Source organism: Clostridium sartagoforme, assembly GCF_039521405.1.
Lineage (GTDB): Bacteria > Bacillota > Clostridia > Clostridiales > Clostridiaceae > Clostridium > Clostridium sartagoforme.
Window position 1 is genome coordinate 14,970 of the sequence record NZ_BAAACH010000008.1, and the last position, 24,528, is coordinate 39,497.

Below are 24,528 nucleotides of genomic sequence, written 5' to 3' on the forward strand. Positions count from 1 at the left end.
ATCAGTCACCTCCTAATTTTTTAATTGAGAAGAATAAATTTCTTTATATACTTCACAATTTTCAATTAGATAATCATGACTGCCAATACCAGCTATTTCACCATTATCTAGAACTATTATTTTATCTGCATTTTTAATACTGCTAGCTCTTTGAGAAACCATTATTACTGTAGTATCTTTGACTTTTTCTTTTAAAGCTTTTCTAAGATTAGCATCTGTAGTGAAATCTAATGCACTTGAGCTATCATCTAATATAAGTATTTCAGGATTAGAAACTAAAGCTCTGGCAATTGTAAGTCTTTGCTTTTGTCCACCAGACAAATTTTTACCTCCTTGAAGTATAGGAGTATCATATTGTTTTGGTAAGGATTGTACAAAAGATGATGACTGAGAAATTTCTAAGGCAGCTTCAATTTCACTTAAAGTTACATCTTCTTTTCCCCATTTTAAGTTTTCTAATAAAGTACCTGTAAATAATACAGCTTTTTGAGGTACTATTCCTATTAAATTCCTAAGAGATTTTAGTGAATAATTTTTAACATCAATTCCATTTACAAGTACTTGTCCCTTTGATGAGTCATAAAATCTTGGAATTAAATTAATAAGAGTTGATTTTCCTGAACCAGTGCCTCCTATAATCCCAATGGTTTCATTTTTATTAATAGTAAAAGATATATTGCTTAATGAATATTCATTAGAGTTAGTATATGAAAAGCAAACATTTTTAAACTCTATAAATGGATTAGTGGTGATATTATTAAGTTTAATAATATTATTTTCTGTTATTGTAGATTCAATTTCAAGTATTTCACTTACCCTATTAGCAGAAGTTGATGCTTTAGTTAATATAACTATTAATTGAGCAAAAACTATTAATGTAAGAAGAATTTGAGTTATATAATTTACAAATGCTATTGTTTCACCCTGAGTTAATGAGCCAGAATTTACTTTTATACCACCAAACCATAGGATAGCAACAATAGATAAATTCATAATTATATATGTAAGTGGATTAAGAAGAGCAGAGACTTTTCCAACGTTAATAGATATATCACTTAAATCATTACTAGCATTTTTAAATCTTAACTTTTCATTTTCTTCATTTGAAAAAGCTTTAATAACTCTTGTACCCTCAAGATTTTCTCTAGTTATTAAGGAAATAGTATCTAATTTATTTTGTATTATTTTATATAAAGGAAGAGATTTGCTCATTACGAAGTAAATAGTAAGAGTAATAAGTGGTATAGTAATTAAAAAAATCAAAGATAATTTTAAATCTAATGCCAAAGCCATTATAGTTGATCCAATTATTATAAATGGAGCTCTAGACCCCAGTCTTATCATCATAGCAACTCCATTTTGTATTTGATTTACATCATTTGTTATACGAGTAATTAATGTTGGAGTACCAATTTTATCAATTTCGCTATGAGAAAATGTATTAATCTTACTAAATAAGGAACTTCTAATAGCGGTACCTACACCTTGAGAAGCCTTGGAAGCATAATATTGACAAACCAAGGCAAAGATAAGTCCAGTAATTCCAAGCAATATAAGTATTCCACCCATTTTAAAGATATAAATCATATCTTTATTTTTTACACCTACATCAATAATTTTGGCCATAACTATTGGAATAAATAATTCCAAGATGGCTTCTATTAATTTAAAAATAGGGCCTAGTATAGATTCTTTTTTGTAGTCTTTTAAAAATTGTATTAATTTTATCAATATGCATCAGTCCTTTATCAATAATGTTACAACTAAATCCTATTATAACATTAAGTTTCAATAATAAAAGTTTTATAGAATATCTTAAATTTATGAAAGCATATAAAATGTATATTAAAATTAAAACTCTTTAGCTTATTTTTGGAAAATCTTTAGAATTTCATGCAGGGATATTTCTAATATTAATGTTAAAATTACCATGTTATAAATACTATAAATAGGTAAGCTAAAACTACTATTTTAATAGCTATATTAAATAAATCTTAGAATTTTGACATAGTAATAAATAGTATAATAGTATGAAAACAACACAATATAAATAATATCGTAGAGGTGAAAAAATGGAATTTTTAAAGAATTTTTTTAAAGGAGTAGCAATTAGTATATCTCAAATAGTTCCAGGTGTCAGTGGAGGAACTATAGCAATGATTCTTGGGATATATGATAAGTTATTACATTCAGTTAATAATATTTTAAGTGATTTTAAAAATCAATATAAGATATTATTACAAGTTGGAATGGGTGCAGTAGTAGGAATATTCTTATTTAGCAATATAGTGAAAACCTTATTTGATAACTATCCTATACCAGTTGGATATTTATTTATTGGTGTTATATTAGGCGGAGCTCCACTTATGTTTAAAAAAGCAACTGTAAAGGGGTTGAAAAAAAGTAGTATTTTATATTTAGTAGTTGGTATATTAATAGTTTTAATGATGGGAACACCAAATAATGATGCATCATCAATAATTACATCATTAACTATAGGTAACTTTTTATGGCTTTTTGTTGGTGGGGTAGTAGTAGCAGTAGCGCTTATATTACCAGGAATAAGCGGATCATTTATGCTATATGTTTTGGGGTTATATAATACAGTCATAACAGCAGTTGTTCAAATGAATATTCCAGTTTTAATACCAATAGCAATTGGTGGAATTGTTGGTACATTAGCAACAGCTAAAATAATTGAAATCTTATTATTAAAATATCCTGAGCAAACATATATATTAATATTTGGCTTTATATTAGGTTCAGTATTTTCAGTATTTCCAGGAGTTGACGGATTAAGTAGTGCAATAGGAATACTTCTTGGAATATTAGGATTTATATTCACATATTACATAAGTAGAAATGAATAATATATTATGAAGTTAGTTAACTTATGATTATATTAAAGCTGTAAACTAGTTAAATAATTTACTTAAAATAAATTATTAAAGGACTCCAAAGGAATTTTTTATTTTTATGAAGAATAAGTTTTTATGAATTAATTTTTCTAATATATGGGAAATGATATTTAATTAACATTATAACTTGTGTATAATAATATAAAATACATTTTTTTATTTAAGAAAGGAATATACATATGGAAATAAAGAATAAAACTTGGTCAATACTAGCTATTATTTTTTCTACAATAACTCTTATATCAATATCAATATATTTTTTAGGATATATAAATCTTAATTTTGTAATAGTAATATTGGGATTAAGTCAATTGTTTTCAGGAATAAGCCAAATTGAACTAGCAAATAGAATTAATTCTAATCCCGTTAGAAAAAGAAATAAAAATGTGGGGATACTTTTAGTTATTATAGGTTGTATAATTTCTACTATGTCTATAGTTGAAATATTACAATAATAATCAATTTGCCAAATAAAGTATAGAGGGTTTATTGAAAATGGATATATCGTCTAATATAGAAGTATTTTAAAGTAATAGATTAATTATGTAGGTATAAAAATAATTATGGTTATGGGAGATGAGAATGTGTCAAAAGTAGCAGTTGTGTATAAAAGTAAATATGGAGCAACAAAAAAATATGCAGAATGGTTAGCAGAAGATATAAAAGCAGATTTATATTCACAAGAAAAATGTAAAATAGAAAATCTTGAGGAGTACGAGATCATTATTTATGGTGGAGGAATTTATGCTTCTGGAATCTCGGGGTTATCGATAATTAAAAAGAATTATAATAAATTAAAAGATAAAAAAATAATAGTATTTGCAGTTGGAGCATCACCATATGATGAAAAAGCTTATAATGAGTTAAAGAAACATAACTTAACTGGAGACTTAGTAAGCATTAAATTGTTTTATCTAAGAGGAATGTTTAATTTGAAAGTTATGACTTTTAAAGATAAATTACTAATTGGAATGTTAAAAGGATTTTTAAGCAAGAAGGGTTCATCAGAATTAGAATCTTGGGAAAAAGCATTAATTGAATCTATCAACAACGAATCGGATTGGACAAGTAGGGAAAACTTAAAAGAAATTAAAGATTACCTAGAATCATAAATAAAAAATTAGGTTGTAAGCAATTTGAGTGAGTATTATTGTAATCTAAATATTTATAAAATTATTAAAAGCTTAGGTTAAGTTTAAAGTATATTATATATAAATATTTAGAGGATATATAAATGGCTAATATAAGTAAATGTAATATTTCCACAACTATATACACTCCAAGATATTAATCTTAGCAGAAAAGATAAAGAAGATATTATTGATATAGAAAATCCGTTAGATTTAACTGGAGATAAAACCATAGTTGCAATTATAGGCACAGGTATAGATTATTTATCTAATGAATTTATTGATGAAGATGGGAAAAGTAGAATAGAACTGATTTGGGATCAAACAATAGCTTCAAAAGAAGAGTATAAAGAAATTAAGGCTCCCTATGGTAGTATCTATACAAATAAAATGATAAACGATGCTATAAATGCATTTAGAAATGGGCAAAATCCATATGACATAGTACCAAGTAGAGATGAAAGTGGTCATGGAACAAGCTTATTAGGCATAGTAGGAGGCTATAATAAAGAGTCAAATTTTAAAGGTGTTGCTAATAAATGCAGATTTATATCTATAAAATTAAAAGAATCAGAGCATTTTAAAAGAGAATATGGAATAGATACAGCTATATATAGTTTACCTTCAATATATATATCATTAAAATTTTTATATGAATATAAACTAACAATACAAAGTCCAATAGTTATATTATTACCTTTAGGAACTAATGCGGGCAATCATAAGGGAAATGGGATATTAGAAGAATATATAGAATATATTGCTATGAGTGGAGGCATAGTTGTCGTTACAGGAGTAGGCAATGAGGGCGCAAATGGTGGGCATGCATCTGGAATTATTAAAAAAGAAGAAGAAATAAAAGTTATTCAATTAGATGTAGATGAAAAACAAAAGTTCTTAGCACTAGAAATTTGGGTTGATGTCCCTAATGTTATTACTCTTGAAGTTATATCACCAGATGGTGAAAGCACAGGGCTAACTCCATCACTATTAAATACAGAAATAAGTTATAAATATATACTTTCAGAAACAAGTATTGAAATAATGTATTTTATGCCAGAAATAACCTCAGGAGATGAACTAATTAGAGTTGTATTTTTAAATTTAATCCCTGGAATATGGCAATTTAGGTTAACAGGTAAATTGATTATGGATGGAACTTTTAATGCTTGGTTACCACAAAAAGGAATATTACGTGGAAACACAAGATTTAGTCCATTTGATCCTTACGGAACTACTACTAATCCATCAAATTCTAGGTATGCAATTTCAGTTGCAAGTTATAATCAAAGAAATAATAATATTGTTAATTTTTCAGGTGTTGCAAGTCTTGATGATTTCATAGATATAATAGATTTAGCGGCTCCAGGAGTGAATATTGTTTCAATAGCGCCAGGGAATAAAATGTATGTAATAAGTGGAACAGCTGTTTCAGCCGCAATAGTAGCAGGTGTCTGTGCTTTAATTTTTGAATGGGGAATAATAAGGGGAAATGATTTATATTTATTTCAACAAACTATAAAAGCATATTTAAATAGAGGTACCGAACAAAGAAAAGGTGATATATATCCTAATCCGCAATGGGGATATGGAATATTAGATGTTTTTAAAATTTTTGAAAATATTATATAAATCTTTAATAAATATAAAAAAATTATTAAATAAAAAATACTAGAATTATATTTTTTACATTTATTTGTTTACAAAATGTGGATAATGGTATATAATAATAAAGTAGTAAGATAATTAATTAAATATGGAGAATATTAAATAAATATAAATAAGGAGGTAGAGTTATGTCTATGAATTTAATATGCAACAAAAATAAAATTGAATATAGATTGTTTTTAATTAGTAGCTCTGCCAGCGGAGATATTTTATAATTTTTTAATTTTAATATATCAATTAAGTATATCGCCATGAGTTATTATTCTCATGGTTTTTTTATGCATTTATTTATTAATGAACGTGATATTTTAATGGCCCTGGGAGAACTAGGGTCATTTTTAATATAAAAAATAAATTAAAGGAGGATGTTATTATGAATATGTTTATCAAAATTAGAGAAAATAATAAGAAAGTAGGAGAAATAATAAGAATTGGAGGAATTATATATGTACACTATCGGAGAATTTAATAATAGTACTAACATTAATAGTGAAAAAAATACTGTAGAACTTGAACAATATTGCAAAGATGAGGGATTAAACTCAACTCAACTTAGAAGAGATGCATATAAATCATCAAAAGATAGAAGAAATAGCATAATTGAAAATATTTCTACGTTAATAAAAAAGATAATTTAATAAAAAGTTATAATGAGATGAGATTTAAATAATAAGATGCTTGGCATATTAAATATGTTGAGCATCTTATTTTAAAAGGTAAAATAAAATGATTAAGTAGAAATTAACTTTGTTAATTATTTAAATTATAAGTTAAAAGTATATACTATATAGAAGTAAAAATAATACAAAGGAGATTAAGAAAAATCTTACATTATTTTATAGATAAATGATATAATTTAGTTTATGATCATATTGTTAATATTTAAGTTTGAATAAGTGGAGGATAAAAATGGGAGTTGCATTTAAAGAAATAAATTTTAGCAAATTGGTGGACAAGCTTAGCCCTTGTTGTCTTTCTGAAAATGAGTGTGGAGTTTGCCAAAGAGAAACATGTTTAGTTGGATATGGGACTGAATGTATAAAAAATTGTATGATTAATAAAGTAACTTATGTTGTAGGTGGCTATGATAATATTCCTATAGCAGATACAAGAATATATGACAAGGAATACATAATGGATGGTGTAGTAGATATTCTAAAGACTTGCAAAAGTTGCAAAGAAAATCATTTCGAAAATTGTATAGTAAATATATTGAGAAGTTGCTATGAGGTGATTTTGCTTGGAGAAGAAAAAGATTATAAAGGAAGTGCATTTGTTTATCTTAATGAATTAAAAGAAACTAATCCAGAGATTGCAGATATATTATTTAAAAAATATATGGCAAGAAACTAAATAAAAATATGATATAAAATAAAAAACGTGAGATTTTATCCTTCTAAGGTAAAAGTTCACGTTTTTTTTATTTTTATGTTTTAAGACAATTTCCTAGCTTGTACTAAAAGTTGAATACTTTTTAGGAGAAAAACCAACGGCTTTTTTGAATGTTTTAAGAAAATTGCTGTAGTCATTAAAACCACATTTTTCACAAACATCATTGACATTTTCACCATTAGCTAGCATGGATTTCGCTATAGAAATCCTTCTTCCGGATATATATTTATTAATTGTTGTACCAGTTGCAGATTTAAATATTCTACAAATATAAGATGTGCTTAAATAAAAATTACTTGCCAAATGCTCAATTGTAATTGGTTCAGTTATATTTGCATTTATATATTCTATTATTTCATCTACTTGTTGATTATATTTGTAGGAGTATTCTTCAGACAGTGGCTTTTCATTACTTATATAAATTTTATTAATAAAAGTCATTAATTCTAAAAATGTAGCATATTCAATTATATCATTTCCAAAACCTTCAGAGGCTAGTATTTTATTTATGAAATAGTTAAACCTACCCTGTTGCTCTTTATTTAAAGAAATTCTATGACTAAAGTTTTTATTTCGACTAGAAAAGCAGTAATTTAAGTCAGTTTTACTAGTAGAAGATGATATTAAAAAATCAGGTTCAATTGAAAGTACAATCCTCTCATGAACTATTTTATCTAATTTAGATATGTAATGACTTTCAAATTGATTAATAACGAATAAGTCTCCAGGTTTAATATCATAAAATTTATTACCAATAAGAATTTGCTTTCCCCCTGTTATTGAGTAGTAAATTTCATAAGAGTCATGTATATGCATAGCCATAGACTTTTCTTCTTTATATAAATGCGCAATAGAAAAATATTGATTTTCTAAGGCACTTTTTATAGCTGCTTCACATGAATTAAATTCAATCACAATAATCCCTCCTTGATAATTTACAATAATTATAATTCTTAAGTTCAATATTTGCAATATTTATGACATGAAATCACAAGAAATAGAAAATTTAAAATGTTAAACTATAGTTACAAGATAAGATATAAAGGAGGAGAGGAAAGATGGAATTAAGAACAGCAGCATCACCAAAAGATGTAAAGCATTATACGACAAAGGAATTAAGAGAAGAGTTTTTAATTCAAAGTTTATTTGAAAAAGATGAAGTTAAAATGGTATATAGCCATATTGATAGAATTATAATAGGGGCTGCAGTACCAGTAAATCCTTTAATATTAAAAGCTGGAGAAGAACTTAGAGCTAAGTATTTTTTAGAAAGAAGAGAACTTGGAGTAATTAATATAGGTGGTAAAGGGACTATTACACTAGATGGGCAAAAATACTCATTAGATTATAAAGATGGTATGTATATTGGAATGGGAACTAAAGATATTGAATTTGCTAGTGAAGATGAAAATAATCCAGCAAAATTTTATTTCAATAGTGCACCAGCCCATAAGGAGTATCCAACAGTTTTAATAAAACCAGAAGATTGTGTAACAGTAGAGCTTGGATCATTAGAGGAATCCAATCATAGAGTAATAAGAAAATATATACTTCCAGGACAAGTTGAAAGTTGCCAATTAGTTATGGGGATGACTCAATTAAAGCCAGGAAGTGTTTGGAATACAATGCCATGCCATACACATGATCGAAGAATGGAAGTTTATTTATATTTCGATATTAAGGATGATAACTTTGTAATGCATTATATGGGAGAACCTACAGAAACAAGGCATATTGTTATAAGAAATGAAGAAGCAGTTATATCACCAAGTTGGTCAATACATTCAGGGGCAGGTACAAGAGCATACACATTTATCTGGGGGATGGTTGGAGAAAATCAAGATTTCGATGATATGGATGCTGTAAAATTAAGCGAATTAAGATAATTATATAAATATAAAAATAATACTATTAAATATAATTTTAGGAGGATTTTATTATGGATATTATGAAGAGTTTTTCATTAGAGGGAAAGGTAGCTTTAGTAACTGGAGCATCTTATGGAATAGGATTTTCAATAGCAAAATCATATGGAGAAGCAGGAGCAACTGTAGTTTTTAATGATATCAATCAAGATTTAGTTAATAAAGGAATTGAGGCGTATGCAGAACATGGAATAAAAGCATATGGATATGTTTGTGATGTCACAGATGAAGATGGTGTAGTTGCAATGGTTAAAAAGATAGAGGAAGAAGTAGGTATAATAGATATACTTGTAAATAACGCAGGAATAATAAGAAGAGTTCCAATGCTTGAAATGAAAGCAGAAGATTTTCGTAAAGTAATAGATGTAGATTTAAATGCACCATTTATAGTATCTAAGGCAGTAATACCAGGAATGATTAAAAAGGGTCATGGAAAGATAATAAACATATGCTCAATGATGAGTGAACTTGGAAGAGAAACAGTTTCAGCTTATGCAGCAGCGAAAGGTGGACTTAAGATGTTAACAAAAAATATAGCATCAGAGTATGGTGAATATAATATACAATGTAACGGCATAGGACCTGGATATATAGAAACGCCACAAACTGCACCACTTAGAACTGAGGGACATCCTTTCAATAACTTTATTATCTCTAAAACTCCAGCAGCACGTTGGGGAACAACAGATGATCTTACAGGACCAGCTATATTCTTAGCATCAGATGCTTCTGACTTTGTTAATGGCCATATTTTATATGTAGATGGTGGTATATTAGCTTATATCGGAAAGCAACCACAATAATGATGTTCCCATGGAGTGTAAAATTTACACTCCGTGGATGAGAATAATTGGAAGGAGAATTAAAAATGAAAATTGCTTTAATAAATGAAAATAGTCAGGCAGCAAAAAATTCAATGATATATGAAACATTAAAAAAGGTAGTAGAACCAAAAGGACATGAAGTTTTTAATTATGGAATGTATAGTGCTGAAGATGAAGCACAATTAACATATGTTCAAAATGGTATCTTAACAGCAATATTATTAAATTCTGGAGCAGCAGATTATGTAATAACAGGTTGTGGAACAGGAGAAGGAGCAATGCTTGCATGTAATTCTTTCCCAGGAGTGCTATGTGGGCATGTTGTAGATCCATCAGATGCATACATGTTTGCTCAAATTAATGATGGTAATGCGATATCACTTCCTTTTGCTAAAGGATTTGGATGGGGAGCAGAATTAAATCTTGAATATATTTTTGAAAAATTATTTGAAGGCAGGAGTGGGCAAGGATATCCAAAAGATAGAGTTATTCCAGAACAAAGAAATAAGAAAATATTAGATGAAGTTAAGAAAGTTACACATACAGATATGTTAACAATTTTACAAAGAATAGATCAAGATTTATTAAGAGGCGCTGTAGGTGGTGCTAAATTTAAGGAATATTTTTATGAAAATTGCAAAAATGATGAAATAAAAGAATATATTAAAAATCTTTTAGGTTAGTATATCTAAATTTAAGGAGATATTATGATTCAATTATCATTAAAGATATTAGATAAAGATGGAAATATTAAAGCTGAAAATAAAGAATGTAATGAAGTTAGACTTGTATTTAAAGAAGAATACAAAGAAGGTGATAGGATTCAAATTGAAACATCTAATAAAGAAATTTATCTTGTAGCAGAAATTGATGATGCAATGGGAGAATCTTTAATATATGTAACAGAAAATCTTATAACATATGAAATTCCTTTTGGAGAGAAGAAAGTAAGCTATTCACCAAAGGTGTTTTATGGAGAAAAACATTTATTATCAGTAAGAATTGCTAGAAAAGAAGAAGTAGAATGTTATAGAAATTTAGCATTAAACAAAATGGATCAGCAAGGCCTTATTGGTGTGTATCCACATGCTTCTGCAAATGTAGAAACTAGAGGAGAAGCTGTTTTTGCAGCTAGAAACGCTATAAACGGTAACTGTGAAAATCATGACCATGGAAAATGGCCATATGAATCATGGGGAATAGGCATGAGAGATGACGCTTGCTTTAAAATTGATTTTGGGAGAGAAATAATTACAGATAAAATTGTTTTATATACAAGATCAGATTTTCCACATGATAACTGGTGGGTAAAAGTTACTTTTAGATTCTCAGATAACTCTGAGTTAATATGTGATCTAGAAAAAAGCGATAAGGCGCATATTATAACATTCCCAGAAAAAAAGATAAGTTGGTTAACATTTAGTGATTTAATAAAAGCTGATGATCCATCACCTTTCCCAGCATTGAGTCAAATCCAAGTTTTTGGGAAATAAGAATTGCCTAATAAATATTCTAAAATAGATTTATTAGATAAATATTAAAAAGACTGTACCTTTGATTTTAGTTCCATTTTAGTATGTGAAATTAAAATGGAGGTACAGTTTTTATATTGCACTAAAATGGAAAATATATAATAATATTAGTAATGGGAAAACACTTTTTATATACTAAGGTGCGAATGAAATATCGATTATTACTCATGTTTATTTTATTGGATATGTTAGTAATATATAAGCTAAAATTTAAAGTATTTAGGAGATGTGGAAAATGAAAACTGTTGTTATATATAAATCAAAAACTGGGTACACAAAAAAATATGCAGAATGGATAGCTGAAGAATTGTCAGCAGATATTTTTAATATATCAAATATTGAGATAAGTAAGCTTTCTTCATATGATAATATAATTTATGGAGGAAGTTTATATGCTGTTGGTATACTTGGAATAAAATTGATAACAAAAAACCTTGATAAACTAAAGAACAAAAAAATAATTGTTTTTGCAACAGGAGCATCACCATCTAAGGAAGAAAATATTAATGAAGTAAAAAATAAAAACTTTACTGAAGAACAACAAAAATATATAAGATTCTTTTATCTAAGAGGTGGATTTAATTATAGTAATCTTAATATTTTTGATAAAGCTCTAATGATGTTACTAAAAATTAAAATAAAGATGAAAAAAGAATTAACTTCAGATGAGAAGGGCATGTTAGCATGCTATGATAGGCCAGTTGATTTTACAAGAAGAAAAAATATTGACGAAATAATTAATTATGTTAAGAAATAGCCATAATAAAAAATAAATTCTATTTAGTAAGATATTATTACAAGTTATATCAAGTTTTATGTATTCAAAAATGATAACATTTAATTAAGGAGTGATAAAGTTGTCAGTAAAAACTATAGAAAATATGGTTGATTGGATAGAAGAAAACATAAAAGAAAATCCAACTTTAGAACAAATGTCTAATTATGTTGGGTACTCTTCTTTTTATTGTTCAGAAAAATTTCATGAATATGTTGGTGTAACGTTTAAAAAGTATATTGCAAATAGAAAGATAAGTTTAGCAGCAGTAGATATTAAAAATACAAAACGTAGAGTATTAGATATCGCTGTAGAATATGGTTTTTCTTCCCAGGAAGCATTTACAAGGGCTTTTGTTAAGGCATATGGATATACACCAAATAATTATAGACGTCAATCATCTGAAATTTTATTGTTTGAAAAAGCTAAGATAACTTAATACTTAAATTACTCCTAATTTTAAAGAAGAGGTAAAAATATGCTTAATAAAATAGGGAGAAATGATTTATGTTGGTGTGGTAGCCAAAAGAAATATAAATTCTGCCATGAAGATTTTGATAAGAAGATAATTAATTTTAAAATGCAAGGTCATATTGTACCATCAAGAAAAATTATTAAGACAAAAGAGCAAATTGATGGTATAAGAGAAAGTGGAAAAGTTAATATTGCTATATTAGACTATATTTCAAATAAAATATGTGTGGGAATGTCAACAGAAGAGATAGATAAACTTGTACATTCCAAGACTATAGAATTGGGAGGGATTCCAGCAACATTAGGATATGAAGGATATCCTAAAAGTTCATGTACATCTATTAATAGTCAAGTATGCCATGGAATACCTTCAGAGCTAGATAAATTAAAGGATGGAGATATTATTAATGTAGATATATCTACTATTTATAAAGGTTATTATTCAGATTCATCAAGGATGTTTTGTATTGGTGAAGTAAGTGAAGAAAAAAAGAATCTTGTTAAAATAGCTAAGGAGTGTATTGAAAAAGGCTTAGAGCAAGTCAAGCCTTGGAGATTTTTAGGTGATATGGGATATGCAGTGCATCAATATGCACTGAAAAATGGATACTCAGTTGTAGAGGAAATTGGGGGACATGGAGTTGGGTTAGAACTTCATGAAGATCCTTGGATAAGCTATATATCAAAACCTAAAACTGAAATGCTTATGATTCCAGGAATGATATTTACAATTGAACCTATGTTGAATATGGGGACTAGTGAAGTGTTTTTAGACCAGGAGAATGAGTGGACAATATATACAGCAGATTCTATGCCATCTGCACAATGGGAAGTAACTGTACTGGTAACAGATGATGGATATGAAATTTTAGCATATTAATTAAACATAAGAGTAAAATTATCTATATTTGAAAATTAATTATAATAAAATAATTGTATAATATAGATGGAATTATAATAAAATATAGATATTTACAAGGAGAAGGATATGAGTAAAATAGATTTGCATATGCATTCATGTTTTAGTGATGATGGAGAATTGACTCCAGAAGAAATTATTGATAGAACTATAAAAAATAATGTTGAAATAATTTCTATAAGTGATCATAATTCAGTAAGAGCAGTAGACCGTGCTTTAAGCTATAGTAAGAATAAAAATATAACAGTTATACCAGGAATAGAAATAGATTGCACATTTAATAATAGAAATTTACATTTGCTTGGATATAATATAGATTATAAGTCAAAGGATTTCTATAATATTGAAGAAGATATTTTAAGTCAAGAAAAAAGGGCTTCAAAAGAAAAAATAAGATTAATAAAAGAATATACAAATTTAAATATTTTTGAAGATGAAGTTATTAAAAGATCATCAAATGGAGTTGTTACAGGAGAATTAATAGCAGAAATCTTATTAGAAGATAGTGAAAATAGAAAATCATTAATATTAAAACCTTATTTAGAAGGTGGAAATAGGAGTGATATGCCTTATGTAAATTTTTATTGGGATTATTTTGCACAAGGAAAGCCAGCATATGTGCCAATAAAATTTATAAGTTTAAAAGAAGCCATTAGATTAATCCATAAGAATGGAGGAAAAGCAGTAATAGCACATCCAGGGAATAATTTAAAAGACAAGTTAGATTTAATAGATAATTTAATAGAAGAAGGAATAGAAGGAATAGAGGTTTTTAGTAGTTATCATACAAAAGAGCAAATTGAATATTTTTATACTAAGGCTATAAAAAATAATATGATAATAACTTGTGGAAGTGATTTTCATGGAAAGACAAAGCCTAATATAGAAATTGGAAGGTTTAAATTTGAGCCTAGAGATATTTCAATAGATAAAATATTAAAATAGGAGAAACAATAATTCGTTTCTCCTATTAATATTTTAAGATAATATTGACCTCATTGGTTTAATAAATGTTAATTAATATATTACTTATCTATTAGATAAAGTAAATATAAAATTTATATCTATATCTTAAATTGTTGTATTATTTCAGTTAATTTTTGAGCAAGCTCAGCTTGACTTTGTGCTGTTTGAGCCACTTGTTCTATTGCTTTTGTTGTTTCATTCATATTTTCTTTTATAGTATCGGCATTTTCAGTAGATTCTTGTGAAGATTCAGCCATATTTTGAATTGCTTCAGTTACTTGTCCAACAGTAGCAGTAATTTCTTCTGACATTGCAGCAATTTCATCTGACATATTACTTACGAAGTCAGAGTCATTATAATATTGATTTCCTGTTTGCTCATATTCTTCATAGTTTTTCATTATGTCTATATTAATAAATTTTAATAAATCATTACCAGTATCTATACTTTTAATAAATACCTGTTTTACTGATTCTATAGTATTTTGTATTTCTACTACAGCCGAAGAAGACTGTTCAGCAAGTTTCCTAACTTCTTCAGCAACAACAGCAAATCCTTTTCCCTGTTCTCCAGCTCTTGCAGCTTCAATAGCAGCATTTAGTGCTAGTAGATTAGTTTGCTCAGAGATAGAAGATATGGTTTCAGCCATTACCCTAATAGTATCTATTACAGAACTCTCTTTAATTAAGTTATTCATATTAGATTCTTTTTGAATATATAAATCTTTAGTTGTTTTTTTAGCTTTTTTACTAATCTCTTTAGCTACACTAGCCCTATCTTTAGCTTTACTAGCATTATTGCTTCCATCCATAGACTTAGAAGATAGAATGTTTATACTAGAATCTACTTCTTGAATAGATGCACTTATTTCTTCAGTAGTAGCACTAGATTCTTGCATACTACTTGCTATAGTATTAACAGCTTCATTAATTGTTATAGTTTTGGCAGAAAGTTCTTCAACAGTTGCAGAAAGCTCTTCAGAAGAAGCACTTATATTTTCTGCATTCTCCATTACAGATTCTATAATAGAATGAATACTTTTTGACATTTTATTTAAATGATTACTCATTTGTCCGAATTCATCATTACTTTCTATATCAAGTTGATCTGTTAAATCTCCATTTGCCATTTTCATAGCAAAATTATTAACTTTCTTTAAAATTTTTCCTATATAATTTGCAAATAATACAATAACTATAACTACCAATAAAATTGATATTAAAATTATTACACCAATTTTATTCATAAGAGAACTTACTTCTAAATAAATTTCACTTTCTGGAATGGATATAGCAATAGTCCAATTAGTTTCATCTATAGTCTTATAATATACTTTTTCAATACCATAATCATCACTAAAGGTTCCTTGACCACTTTTTTCAGATAAAATTTTCTTTCCTAAATCAGCAAGTGTAGAATTTTCATCATCTTTTATATTTGTTTTCATTATCTTAGATTCATCTGCATCAGCAATATACAATCCATCTTTATCAATTAAGAATGCTCTACCATTGTTTCCAACCTTCATATTCTTGATGTTATTTTGCAGAGTAGTTAAATTTATATCAGCTGTGGAAACTCCAATAAATTTATTATTTGAATCATAAAATGGAGTTGTACAAGTTAACATAGATACATCAGTAACGGGATCATAATAAGGAGATGTCCAAACAACCTTTTCATTTGTAGCTTTTCCCAATGTGTACCAATCATCTAATGTAAAATTAGTATTAGTATATTGATTTGAGTATATAGCTTTTCCATTATCTTTATAAGCATAAGGTCCGAAGAATTCAATTTCTTTATTATACTTAAATGGTTCAAACCATATTCCTGCACCAAAGGTTTCATCATTAGTTTCTATTAAATTTACTAATATACTAGACAAATTATCTTTAGTTAAAGATGAATATGAAGATTGAGCAACCTTAGCTAAGCTCTCAGATATTTTCTTATGTCTTTCTAAACTTTTTTCAATTTCCTGTAGTTTTTTATCAAGTTCATTATTCATATTTAATTCAATTTCTTTATTTATTATTTGTTTTGAAGTTAAATAACTCATTGATCCTAATGCAAGCATTGAAATAATAATTACAGGAAGTAGTAATAATAACATTTTTACTTTGATACTTTTAATATTTTTACCTTTAAATTTCATGATATCCCCCCCAAAATTAATTATATATTTGAATAATAATTAAAATTAAATTGAAATTTTAATTAAATTCCAAAGAATAAAAAATACCACTTATATTTTAGCATTTTTATTTTCAAATTACTACAATATAAAACATTATTTGATATGAAATTCAGATTATTTATGTAAATATATTTTAGAAATTAAATCAATAAATTGACAAGTAGATTAAATAGTTATATAATTAGTTAGAAGTCTAACAAAAGTGTAGGTGTAATTAATGAGTGAAGTAAAACATATCGGAAGAAAAATAAATATTTTGTCTCATAAAATTAAAAGAAGAATAGGAAAAGTATCACTAGAATATGGGATAAGCAGTATGCAAGCAAAAATTCTGGGGTTTATATCTCATCAAGCACCTAAAAGAGATATTTTTCAAAAAACAATCGAAGAAGAATTTGATATTAGACGTTCTTCGGTAACAAGTGTACTTTCTTTGATGGAAAAAAATGGGCTTATTAAAAGAATAAGTGTTTGTGAAGATGCAAGGCTTAAAAAGATTATTTTAACTGATAAAGGAATAGAAGTTCATAAATCTGTACATAAAGAAATAGAAATTGTAGAATCTATAATTTTTAATTCTTTAAAAGAAGAGGAGCTTGAATTGTTTAATGAAATATTGGAAAAGTTAACTAAAAATATTGCAGAGTAATGCAATTTTTTTAATTGTATTTAGTTAGAAACCTAACAAAAGTAAATATTTAAAATAGAGAATTTTATTGTTATAGGTGGGAAACTAATAAAATAAAGTAATTTTTTTAATTTTAAAGTTAGAAATCTAACAAAGGGAGGAATAGTATGATTAAAAAATTATCTAGTTATATTAGGGAGTATAAAAAGGATTCTATCTTAACTCCTGCTTTTATTGCAATTGAAGTAATACTTGAAGTAATTATTCCTGTTTTAATGGCTATGATTATTGATAATGGGGTAGAGAAGGGAGATATGAAATATGTAACTATACTTGGAGTAATTATGCTAGTTATGGCTTTTGTATCTCTGACATTTGGAGCTTTAGCTGGAAAAACTGGAGCTAAGGCATCTACAGGATTTGCAAAAAATTTAAGAAAAGGAATGTTTTATAAAATACAAGATTACTCCTTTTCCAATATAGACAAATATTCAACAGCAGGATTAGTAACAAGATTAACTACGGACGTAACAAACGTACAAAATGCATACTTAATGATTATTAGAACATTTGCAAGAGCGCCATTTATGCTTATAGCTGCGATGGTAATGAGTTTCTATATTAATTCAAGAATGGCATTAATATTCTTAGGAGCAATTATATTTCTTGGAATTTCTTTATATTTTGTAATTTCAAATGCTCATCCTATTTTCAAAAAGGTTTTTAGAAAATATGATGATTTAAATGCAAGTGTACAGGAAAACTTAACAGGTATTCGTGTAGTAAAAGCTTATGTAAGAGAAGATCATGAAATTGATAAGTTTCATAAGGCTTCACAAAACTTATATAACATGTTTATAAAGGCAGAAAAAATAATAATTTTAAATGCACCTATAATGCAATTTACTATGTATACAATTATCTTATTATTTTCTTGGTTTGGTGCAAAGATGATAGTATCAAGTGATATGAAAACTGGGGAACTTATGAGTTTATTCACATATGCTGGTAACATTTTAATGAGTCTTATGATGATATCAATGGTTTTTGTTATGGTTACAATGGCAAAATCATCAGCAGAAAGAATTGTTGAAGTATTAGAAGAAGAAAGTGATTTGAAAAACTCTGAAAATCCTATATATGAAGTTAAAGATGGTTCTATTGAATTTGATAATGTTAATTTTAGCTATGGGAAAAAAGAAGATAATTTAAATTTAGAAAATATAAACTTAAAAATTAAATCAGGAGAAACTATTGGAATCATAGGTGGAACAGGAAGTGCAAAGTCAACATTTGTACAACTTATTCCAAGACTTTATGATGTAACAAGTGGATCATTAAAAATTGGTGGATTAGATGTTAGAGATTATGATATTGAAACATTAAGAAATGAAGTTTCAATGGTTCTTCAAAAGAATGTGCTTTTCTCAGGAACAATAAATGAAAACTTAAGATGGGGTAATAAAGATGCTACTGATGAAGAAATAGTGCAGGCGTGTAATGCTGCACAAGCTAGTGAATTTATAGAAAACTTCCCAGATAAATATGATACTTATATTGAACAAGGTGGAACAAATGTGTCAGGTGGGCAAAAGCAAAGATTATGTATTGCAAGGGCATTACTTAAGAAACCTAAAATACTAATTTTAGATGATTCAACAAGTGCTGTAGACACAAAGACTGATGCACTAATTAGAAAGTCATTCAAGCAATCAATTCCACATACTACCAAAATAATTATTGCACAACGTATTTCTTCAGTTGAAGATGCAGATAAAATAATAGTATTAAACGATGGTAAAATTGATGGAATTGGAACTCATGAAGAACTATTAAGAACAAATGAAATATACAAAGAAGTATATGAGTGTCAAGTGAAAGGAGCTGGTGAAGATGAAGCCTAATAATGTACAAAAAGTAAGAAGTAATGGCCCAGGAGCACCAGGAAAAATGTCAGCTAGAAAAGGAAGTAAAAATCCCATGAAGACATTAAGCAGGCTTTTGGAATATGTCTTCAAGGAATATAAACTAAAGTTTTTAATAGTTATAATTTGCATATTAATTAGTTCACTTGCAACTGTAGCAAGTACATTATTTCTCAAAACTTTAATAGATGATTATATTACACCATTTTTAGGACAATCAAGTCCTAATTTCATGCCATTACTAAAAACAATAGGAATGATGGCGGTAATATACTATATAGGAACATTATCAACTTATATATATAATAGAATTATGATAGTTGTAGCTCAAGGAAGTCTTAAGAAAATTAGAGATGATATGTTTGAGCATATGGAAAGTTTACCAATAAAATATTTTGATACTCATTCTCATGGAGAAATAATGAGTTTGTATACTAATGATACAGATACACTAAGGCAAATGATAAGTCAAAGCTTACCACAATTAATATCATCAATAATAACTGTAGTTAGTGTATTTATTTCAATGATAATTTTAAGTATTCCTCTTACATTTGTTGCACTAGTAATGATTTTCGTAATGTTTAAAGTTATAAAAACCATTGGAGGTAAAAGTTCACTTTACTTTGGAAAACAACAAAAGGATTTAGGAAAAGTTAATGGATTTATAGAAGAAATGATGGAAGGACAAAAGGTTATTAAAGTTTTTTGTCATGAAGATGAATCTAAGATAAATTTCGATAAATTAAATGATGATTTATGCGATAGTGCTTATAAAGCTAATACTTTTGCAAATATATTAATGCCTATAATGGGTAACTTAAGTTATATAAATTATGTTCTTACTGCAGTTGTGGGAGGTCTTTTAGCCATAGGCGGTGTTGGAGGATTTACTTTAGGTGCACTTGCGTCATTTTTACAACTTACTAGAAATTTAAATCAGCCAATAGGACAAATGTCACAACAATTTAACTCTGTAATTATGGCGCTTGCAGGAGCAGAAAGAATTTTTGAACTTCTAGATGAAGATCATGAAACTGATGACGGATATGTAACATTAGTTAATGCTAAAGTAAAATCAAATGGAGAGTTAGAAGAAGTAAAAGAACGTACTGGTATATGGGCATGGAAGCATCCTCATAGTGATGGTACAATTACTTACACAAGAATGCTAGGAGATATGGTATTTGATGATGTAGACTTTGGATATGATGATAAAAAGATAATTCTTCATAATATAAAACTATTTGCAAAGCCAGGTCAAAAGGTAGCTTTCGTTGGAGCAACTGGTGCAGGAAAAACTACAATAACTAATTTAATTAATAGATTCTATGATATACAAGATGGTAAAATCAGATATGATGGAATCAACATTAATAAAATTAAAAAAGATGATTTAAGAAGATCACTAGGAATAGTACTTCAAGATACTCATCTATTTACAGGAACAATAGCAGATAACATTAGATATGGTAAGTTAGATGCAACTGATGAGGAAGTATTTGCAGCTGCAAAGTTAGCTAATGCAGATACATTTATTAAACATTTATCACAAGGATATGACACGCTGATAACAGGAGATGGAGCTAATTTATCACAAGGACAAAGACAACTTTTAGCAATTGCTAGAGCTGCTATTGCCGATCCTCCAGTATTAATTTTGGATGAAGCTACTTCAAGTATAGATACAAGAACTGAAGCAATAGTTCAAGAGGGTATGGATAAACTTATGCATGGTAGAACAGTATTTGTTATTGCTCATAGACTTTCTACAGTTAAGAACTCAGATGTAATTATGGTTCTTGAACAAGGAAGAATAATAGAGCGTGGAAATCATGATGATTTAATACAGCAAAAAGGAAAATACTATCAACTCTATACAGGAGCTTTTGAGCTGCAATAAATATAAAAATCTCAAGTATTTTATGTACTTGGGATTTTTTATTTTAAATATTAAAAAAGTGAAATAGAATAATATTTAAAAGTTAAAGTGTTGAAACTTAATTTCTAAAATGTTACAATGGTAATAAATGTAAATATACTTTTATTACTATAAGTTAGCTATGATACTATCTTTAAAAGGTTTTATAAGGCGTATTTTTAATTATTAATAGAGACAATTCAAAAATTAAAAAAGAGAGGGGGAAAATTATTTTAATAATTATATATTATAAAAAATGTTAGTTAGAAATACCTATGATAAAAGATTTGGTATTTATTATACCTATTTATATTATTATGTATAAAAGTTTATATTGTTGGACTTTTTAAAACTTAGCATGGAGGATTATCATACATTTTTTATTAATTGCTGAAAAATTATTATTAAATAGGGGGATAATTTAATGAATTTAAAGTTAAAAAGAAAACTTGGAATAATTACATGTGGATTTTTAATTTCTACAGTATTATTTCAAGATAAAGAAATAAAAACTGTAAATGCAAGTAGTAATGTACAAGTAAAATTAGGTATAGACAATTTAGATAAGAATTTAGATATTTTTGAAGGAAAAAAAGTAGGATTAATAACAAATCCATCTGGTGTTGATAGTAATTTTACAAGTTCAATAGATGTATTATATGAAAAAACAAATTTAACAACATTATTTGCCGCTGAACATGGAATAAGAGGTAATGCACAAGCTGGAGATAGTGTAGGGAATGAAGTTGATGAAGTTACTAAACTTCCAGTTCATAGTTTATATGGAGCAACTAAAAAACCAACTGCAGAAATGCTTCAAAACGTTGATATATTAGCATATGATATGCAAGATGTAGGAGCAAGATTTTACACATATATAAATACACTAGCATATGCAATGGAAGCTTGTGCTGAAAATGACAAAACTTTTGTTGTGTTTGATAGACCAAATCCAATTGGAGGTGAGGTTCAAGGAAATTTACTTAATATTGATTATAGTTCATTTGTAGGAATGTATCCTATAGTTCAAAGATATGGGATGACAGTAGGAGAATATGCAAAATTCATAAATGAAGAATTTAATATTAATTGTAAACTTGAAGTTGTAGAAATGGAAGGCTGGACTCGTGATATGTATTATGATGAAACAGGATTAGATACATGGGTAATGCCTTCACCAAACATGCCTACACTAACTACTTCAATAGTATATACTGGTACTTGTGTTTTTGAAGGAACCAATGTATCAGAAGGAAGAGGAACAACGAGACCATTTGAATTAATAGGAGCTCCATGGATTGACCCAATGAATCTTAGTAATGAACTAAATTCTTTAGGGTTACCTGGTGTTAAATTTAGAGCAGCTTCATTTACTCCAACATTTTCAAAATATTCAGCAGCAGATAAGGCAAATTACCCAACAGGTAAAAATCAAGTTTGTGGTGGAGTACAATTATATGTAACTGATAGAGATAAATTTAATGCTGTAAAGACAGGTTATGCTATGTTATATACAATTAGAGATATGTATCCAGAAAAGTTTCAATATTTAAGTACTAACTTTATAGACAAGCTAACAGGAAATAGCTATGTAAGGGAAGGTAAATATACATTAGAAGAATTATATTCAATAGTTGATAATGAATCTAATGATTTTAAGACTAAAACAGAAAAGTACTATATTTACAAAGCATCAAACAAAAATGAAGACGATAACAATAGTACTAAGCTTGGTATAGATAATATTGATAATAATTTAGAGATATTCAAAGATAAAAGAGTGGGGCTCATAACTAATCCATCAGGTATTGATAGTAATTTCAAAAGCTCTATAGATGTATTATACGAAAAGACTAATTTAACAGCATTGTTTGCAGCAGAGCATGGTATTAGAGGATATGCACAAGCTGGAGATGGTGTTGGAAATGAGGTAGATAATATTACTAAACTTCCAGTTTATAGTTTATATGGTACAACTAAAAAGCCAACTACAGAAATGCTTCAAAATGTAGATATATTAGCTTATGATATGCAGGATGTAGGAGCTAGATTCTACACATATATAAATACATTAGCATATGCAATGGAAGCTTGTGCTGAAAATAATAAAACTTTTGTTGTATTTGATAGACCCAATCCTATAGCTAGTGAAGTTCAAGGTAATTTGCTTGATACTGAATTTAGTTCTTTTGTAGGAATGTATCCAATAGTTCAAAGGTATGGATTAACTGTTGGTGAATATGCACAATATATTAATGATAAATTTAATATCAATTGTGATTTAAAAGTAGTTAAAATGAGTGGATGGTCACAAGATATGTACTATGATGAAACAGGATTAGATACATGGGTAATGCCTTCACCAAATATGCCAACATTAGATACAGCTTTAGTATATACAGGAACTTGTGTATTTGAAGGAACCAATGTATCAGAAGGAAGAGGAACAACAAGGCCATTTGAATTAATAGGAGCGCCATGGATAAATCCTATAGATTTAGCTAATGAACTAAATTCTTTGAATTTACCAGGAGTGAAATTTAGAGCAGCTTCATTTACACCACAATTTTCAAAGTACTCAGCATTAGATACTGCAAATTATCCAACCGGAAAAAATCAAGTTTGTGGTGGAGTACAATTATATGTAACAGATAGAGATAATTTTAATGGTGTTAAGACAGGTTATGCTATGTTATATACAGTTAGAGATATGTATCCAGATAAATTTCAATATTTAAGTACTAATTTTATAGATAAGCTAACAGGAAATAGCTATGTAAGAGAAGGTAAATATACATTGGAAGAATTATATAAAATAGTTGATAAAGAATCAGAAGAATTTAAAGCAGAAATAGAAAATTATAGAATATATATACCTGAAGAACCTATTAATAATGTTCCTGTTATAACTGCAAATGATAAAACAATAAAATTAAATGAAGATTTTAATCCATTAAAGGATGTAACAGCTTATGATGAGGAGGATGGAGATTTAACAGCATCTATAAAGGTTGAAGAAAATACTGTAGATACTAGTAAAGCTGGAGAATATATAGTTAACTACAGTGTTTCTGATAGCGAGGGTGCCAGCACTTCTAAAAAAATAAATGTTACAGTTATAAAAGATAATGAAGATGATAATAATGGTAACACAAATAATAACTCAGGAAGTTTACCTCAAACTGGTAGTAATGTGAATGGTTCATTGTTATTAATAATTATATCCTTATGCATGATATATATGGGGAAAGTAATCTTAGAAAATAAATCTAAGAAAGTAATAGATAAAAAGTAAAATCAGAATATTAGGTGATTTGCACTAAATAAAAA

At 27.6% G+C, this 24,528-nt stretch carries 21 protein-coding genes; 18 read left to right on the forward strand and 3 right to left on the reverse strand.

Annotation, left to right across the window (positions count from 1 at the left end; translation table 11 throughout):
- Positions 1–12 precede the first annotated feature (12 nt).
- Positions 13–1,731 carry an ABC transporter ATP-binding protein gene (locus ABDZ60_RS02280; protein ID WP_047001504.1) on the reverse strand — a complete coding sequence of 573 codons (1,719 nt, stop codon included), beginning with the start codon at positions 1,729–1,731 and terminating at the stop codon, positions 13–15.
- Positions 1,732–2,072: 341 nt separating this feature from the next.
- Between ABDZ60_RS02280 and ABDZ60_RS02285 the strand changes: the two genes are divergently transcribed.
- From ABDZ60_RS02285 to ABDZ60_RS02310, 6 genes are all read left to right on the forward strand, one after another.
- Entirely contained in the window at positions 2,073–2,870 is a 798-nt protein-coding gene (locus ABDZ60_RS02285; protein ID WP_016206641.1) for a DUF368 domain-containing protein, read from the forward strand.
- 227 nt (positions 2,871–3,097) lie between these two features.
- Entirely contained in the window at positions 3,098–3,373 is a 276-nt protein-coding gene (locus ABDZ60_RS02290; protein WP_016206642.1) for a hypothetical protein, read from the forward strand.
- Positions 3,374–3,502: 129 nt separating this feature from the next.
- A complete protein-coding gene (locus tag ABDZ60_RS02295) occupies positions 3,503–4,030 on the forward strand; it encodes a flavodoxin domain-containing protein (protein ID WP_343775565.1) in 528 nt (175 codons plus the stop codon).
- Positions 4,031–4,279: 249 nt separating this feature from the next.
- Positions 4,280–5,680 carry a S8 family peptidase gene (locus ABDZ60_RS02300; protein ID WP_343775941.1) on the forward strand — a complete coding sequence of 467 codons (1,401 nt, stop codon included), beginning with the start codon at positions 4,280–4,282 and terminating at the stop codon, positions 5,678–5,680.
- Between the two features lie 482 nt (positions 5,681–6,162).
- Positions 6,163–6,354, forward strand: coding sequence for a hypothetical protein (locus tag ABDZ60_RS02305; RefSeq protein WP_047001502.1), 192 nt, complete (start codon positions 6,163–6,165; stop codon positions 6,352–6,354).
- Positions 6,355–6,625: 271 nt separating this feature from the next.
- Positions 6,626–7,069 (forward strand): hypothetical protein, encoded by a 444-nt coding sequence (locus ABDZ60_RS02310; RefSeq protein WP_343775569.1) that lies wholly within the window; start codon positions 6,626–6,628, stop codon positions 7,067–7,069.
- A 93-nt stretch (positions 7,070–7,162) separates the two neighbouring features.
- Here ABDZ60_RS02310 and ABDZ60_RS02315 read toward each other — a convergent pair whose 3' ends face one another.
- Positions 7,163–8,023 (reverse strand): AraC family transcriptional regulator, encoded by an 861-nt coding sequence (locus ABDZ60_RS02315; RefSeq protein WP_016206647.1) that lies wholly within the window; start codon positions 8,021–8,023, stop codon positions 7,163–7,165.
- Between the two features lie 143 nt (positions 8,024–8,166).
- Between ABDZ60_RS02315 and kduI the strand changes: the two genes are divergently transcribed.
- The 8 genes from kduI to ABDZ60_RS02355 all read left to right on the forward strand — a co-directional run bounded on the left by kduI (position 8,167) and on the right by ABDZ60_RS02355 (position 14,502).
- Positions 8,167–8,994, forward strand: coding sequence for a 5-dehydro-4-deoxy-D-glucuronate isomerase (gene kduI, locus ABDZ60_RS02320; RefSeq protein ID WP_047001501.1), 828 nt, complete (start codon positions 8,167–8,169; stop codon positions 8,992–8,994).
- A gap of 53 nt (positions 8,995–9,047) precedes the next feature.
- The gene (locus ABDZ60_RS02325) at positions 9,048–9,836 is read left to right on the forward strand and encodes a gluconate 5-dehydrogenase (protein ID WP_016206648.1); all 789 of its coding nucleotides are present in this window, start codon (positions 9,048–9,050) and stop codon (positions 9,834–9,836) included.
- Positions 9,837–9,901: 65 nt separating this feature from the next.
- Complete coding sequence (locus ABDZ60_RS02330; protein ID WP_016206649.1) at positions 9,902–10,540, forward strand: RpiB/LacA/LacB family sugar-phosphate isomerase; 639 nt, start codon at positions 9,902–9,904, stop codon at positions 10,538–10,540.
- 24 nt (positions 10,541–10,564) lie between these two features.
- The gene (locus ABDZ60_RS02335; protein ID WP_047001500.1) at positions 10,565–11,350 is read left to right on the forward strand and encodes a carbohydrate-binding protein; all 786 of its coding nucleotides are present in this window, start codon (positions 10,565–10,567) and stop codon (positions 11,348–11,350) included.
- 274 nt (positions 11,351–11,624) lie between these two features.
- Positions 11,625–12,146 carry a flavodoxin domain-containing protein gene (locus tag ABDZ60_RS02340; RefSeq protein WP_343775577.1) on the forward strand — a complete coding sequence of 174 codons (522 nt, stop codon included), beginning with the start codon at positions 11,625–11,627 and terminating at the stop codon, positions 12,144–12,146.
- A 100-nt stretch (positions 12,147–12,246) separates the two neighbouring features.
- Positions 12,247–12,603 (forward strand): helix-turn-helix domain-containing protein, encoded by a 357-nt coding sequence (locus ABDZ60_RS02345; RefSeq protein WP_047001499.1) that lies wholly within the window; start codon positions 12,247–12,249, stop codon positions 12,601–12,603.
- 39 nt (positions 12,604–12,642) lie between these two features.
- Positions 12,643–13,518: a methionyl aminopeptidase gene (locus ABDZ60_RS02350; RefSeq protein ID WP_016206653.1), complete on the forward strand. Its 876-nt coding sequence runs from the start codon at positions 12,643–12,645 to the stop codon at positions 13,516–13,518.
- 108 nt (positions 13,519–13,626) lie between these two features.
- Entirely contained in the window at positions 13,627–14,502 is an 876-nt protein-coding gene (locus ABDZ60_RS02355) for a PHP domain-containing protein (protein ID WP_343775582.1), read from the forward strand.
- Positions 14,503–14,621: 119 nt separating this feature from the next.
- Here ABDZ60_RS02355 and ABDZ60_RS02360 read toward each other — a convergent pair whose 3' ends face one another.
- The gene (locus ABDZ60_RS02360; protein ID WP_343775586.1) at positions 14,622–16,682 is read right to left on the reverse strand and encodes a methyl-accepting chemotaxis protein; all 2,061 of its coding nucleotides are present in this window, start codon (positions 16,680–16,682) and stop codon (positions 14,622–14,624) included.
- Positions 16,683–16,941: 259 nt separating this feature from the next.
- Between ABDZ60_RS02360 and ABDZ60_RS02365 the strand changes: the two genes are divergently transcribed.
- The 4 genes from ABDZ60_RS02365 (at position 16,942) to ABDZ60_RS02380 (ending at position 24,493) form a co-directional block, all read left to right on the forward strand.
- Positions 16,942–17,373 (forward strand): MarR family winged helix-turn-helix transcriptional regulator, encoded by a 432-nt coding sequence (locus tag ABDZ60_RS02365; RefSeq protein WP_016206656.1) that lies wholly within the window; start codon positions 16,942–16,944, stop codon positions 17,371–17,373.
- A 146-nt stretch (positions 17,374–17,519) separates the two neighbouring features.
- Positions 17,520–19,256, forward strand: coding sequence for an ABC transporter ATP-binding protein (locus tag ABDZ60_RS02370; RefSeq protein ID WP_343775592.1), 1,737 nt, complete (start codon positions 17,520–17,522; stop codon positions 19,254–19,256).
- Positions 19,246–21,180, forward strand: coding sequence for an ABC transporter ATP-binding protein (locus ABDZ60_RS02375; protein ID WP_425544842.1), 1,935 nt, complete (start codon positions 19,246–19,248; stop codon positions 21,178–21,180). The genes ABDZ60_RS02370 and ABDZ60_RS02375 overlap by 11 nt, the downstream gene beginning before the upstream one ends.
- A 442-nt stretch (positions 21,181–21,622) precedes the next feature.
- A complete protein-coding gene (locus ABDZ60_RS02380) occupies positions 21,623–24,493 on the forward strand; it encodes an exo-beta-N-acetylmuramidase NamZ domain-containing protein (RefSeq protein WP_343775595.1) in 2,871 nt (956 codons plus the stop codon).
- The last annotated feature ends 35 nt before the right edge of the window (positions 24,494–24,528 follow it).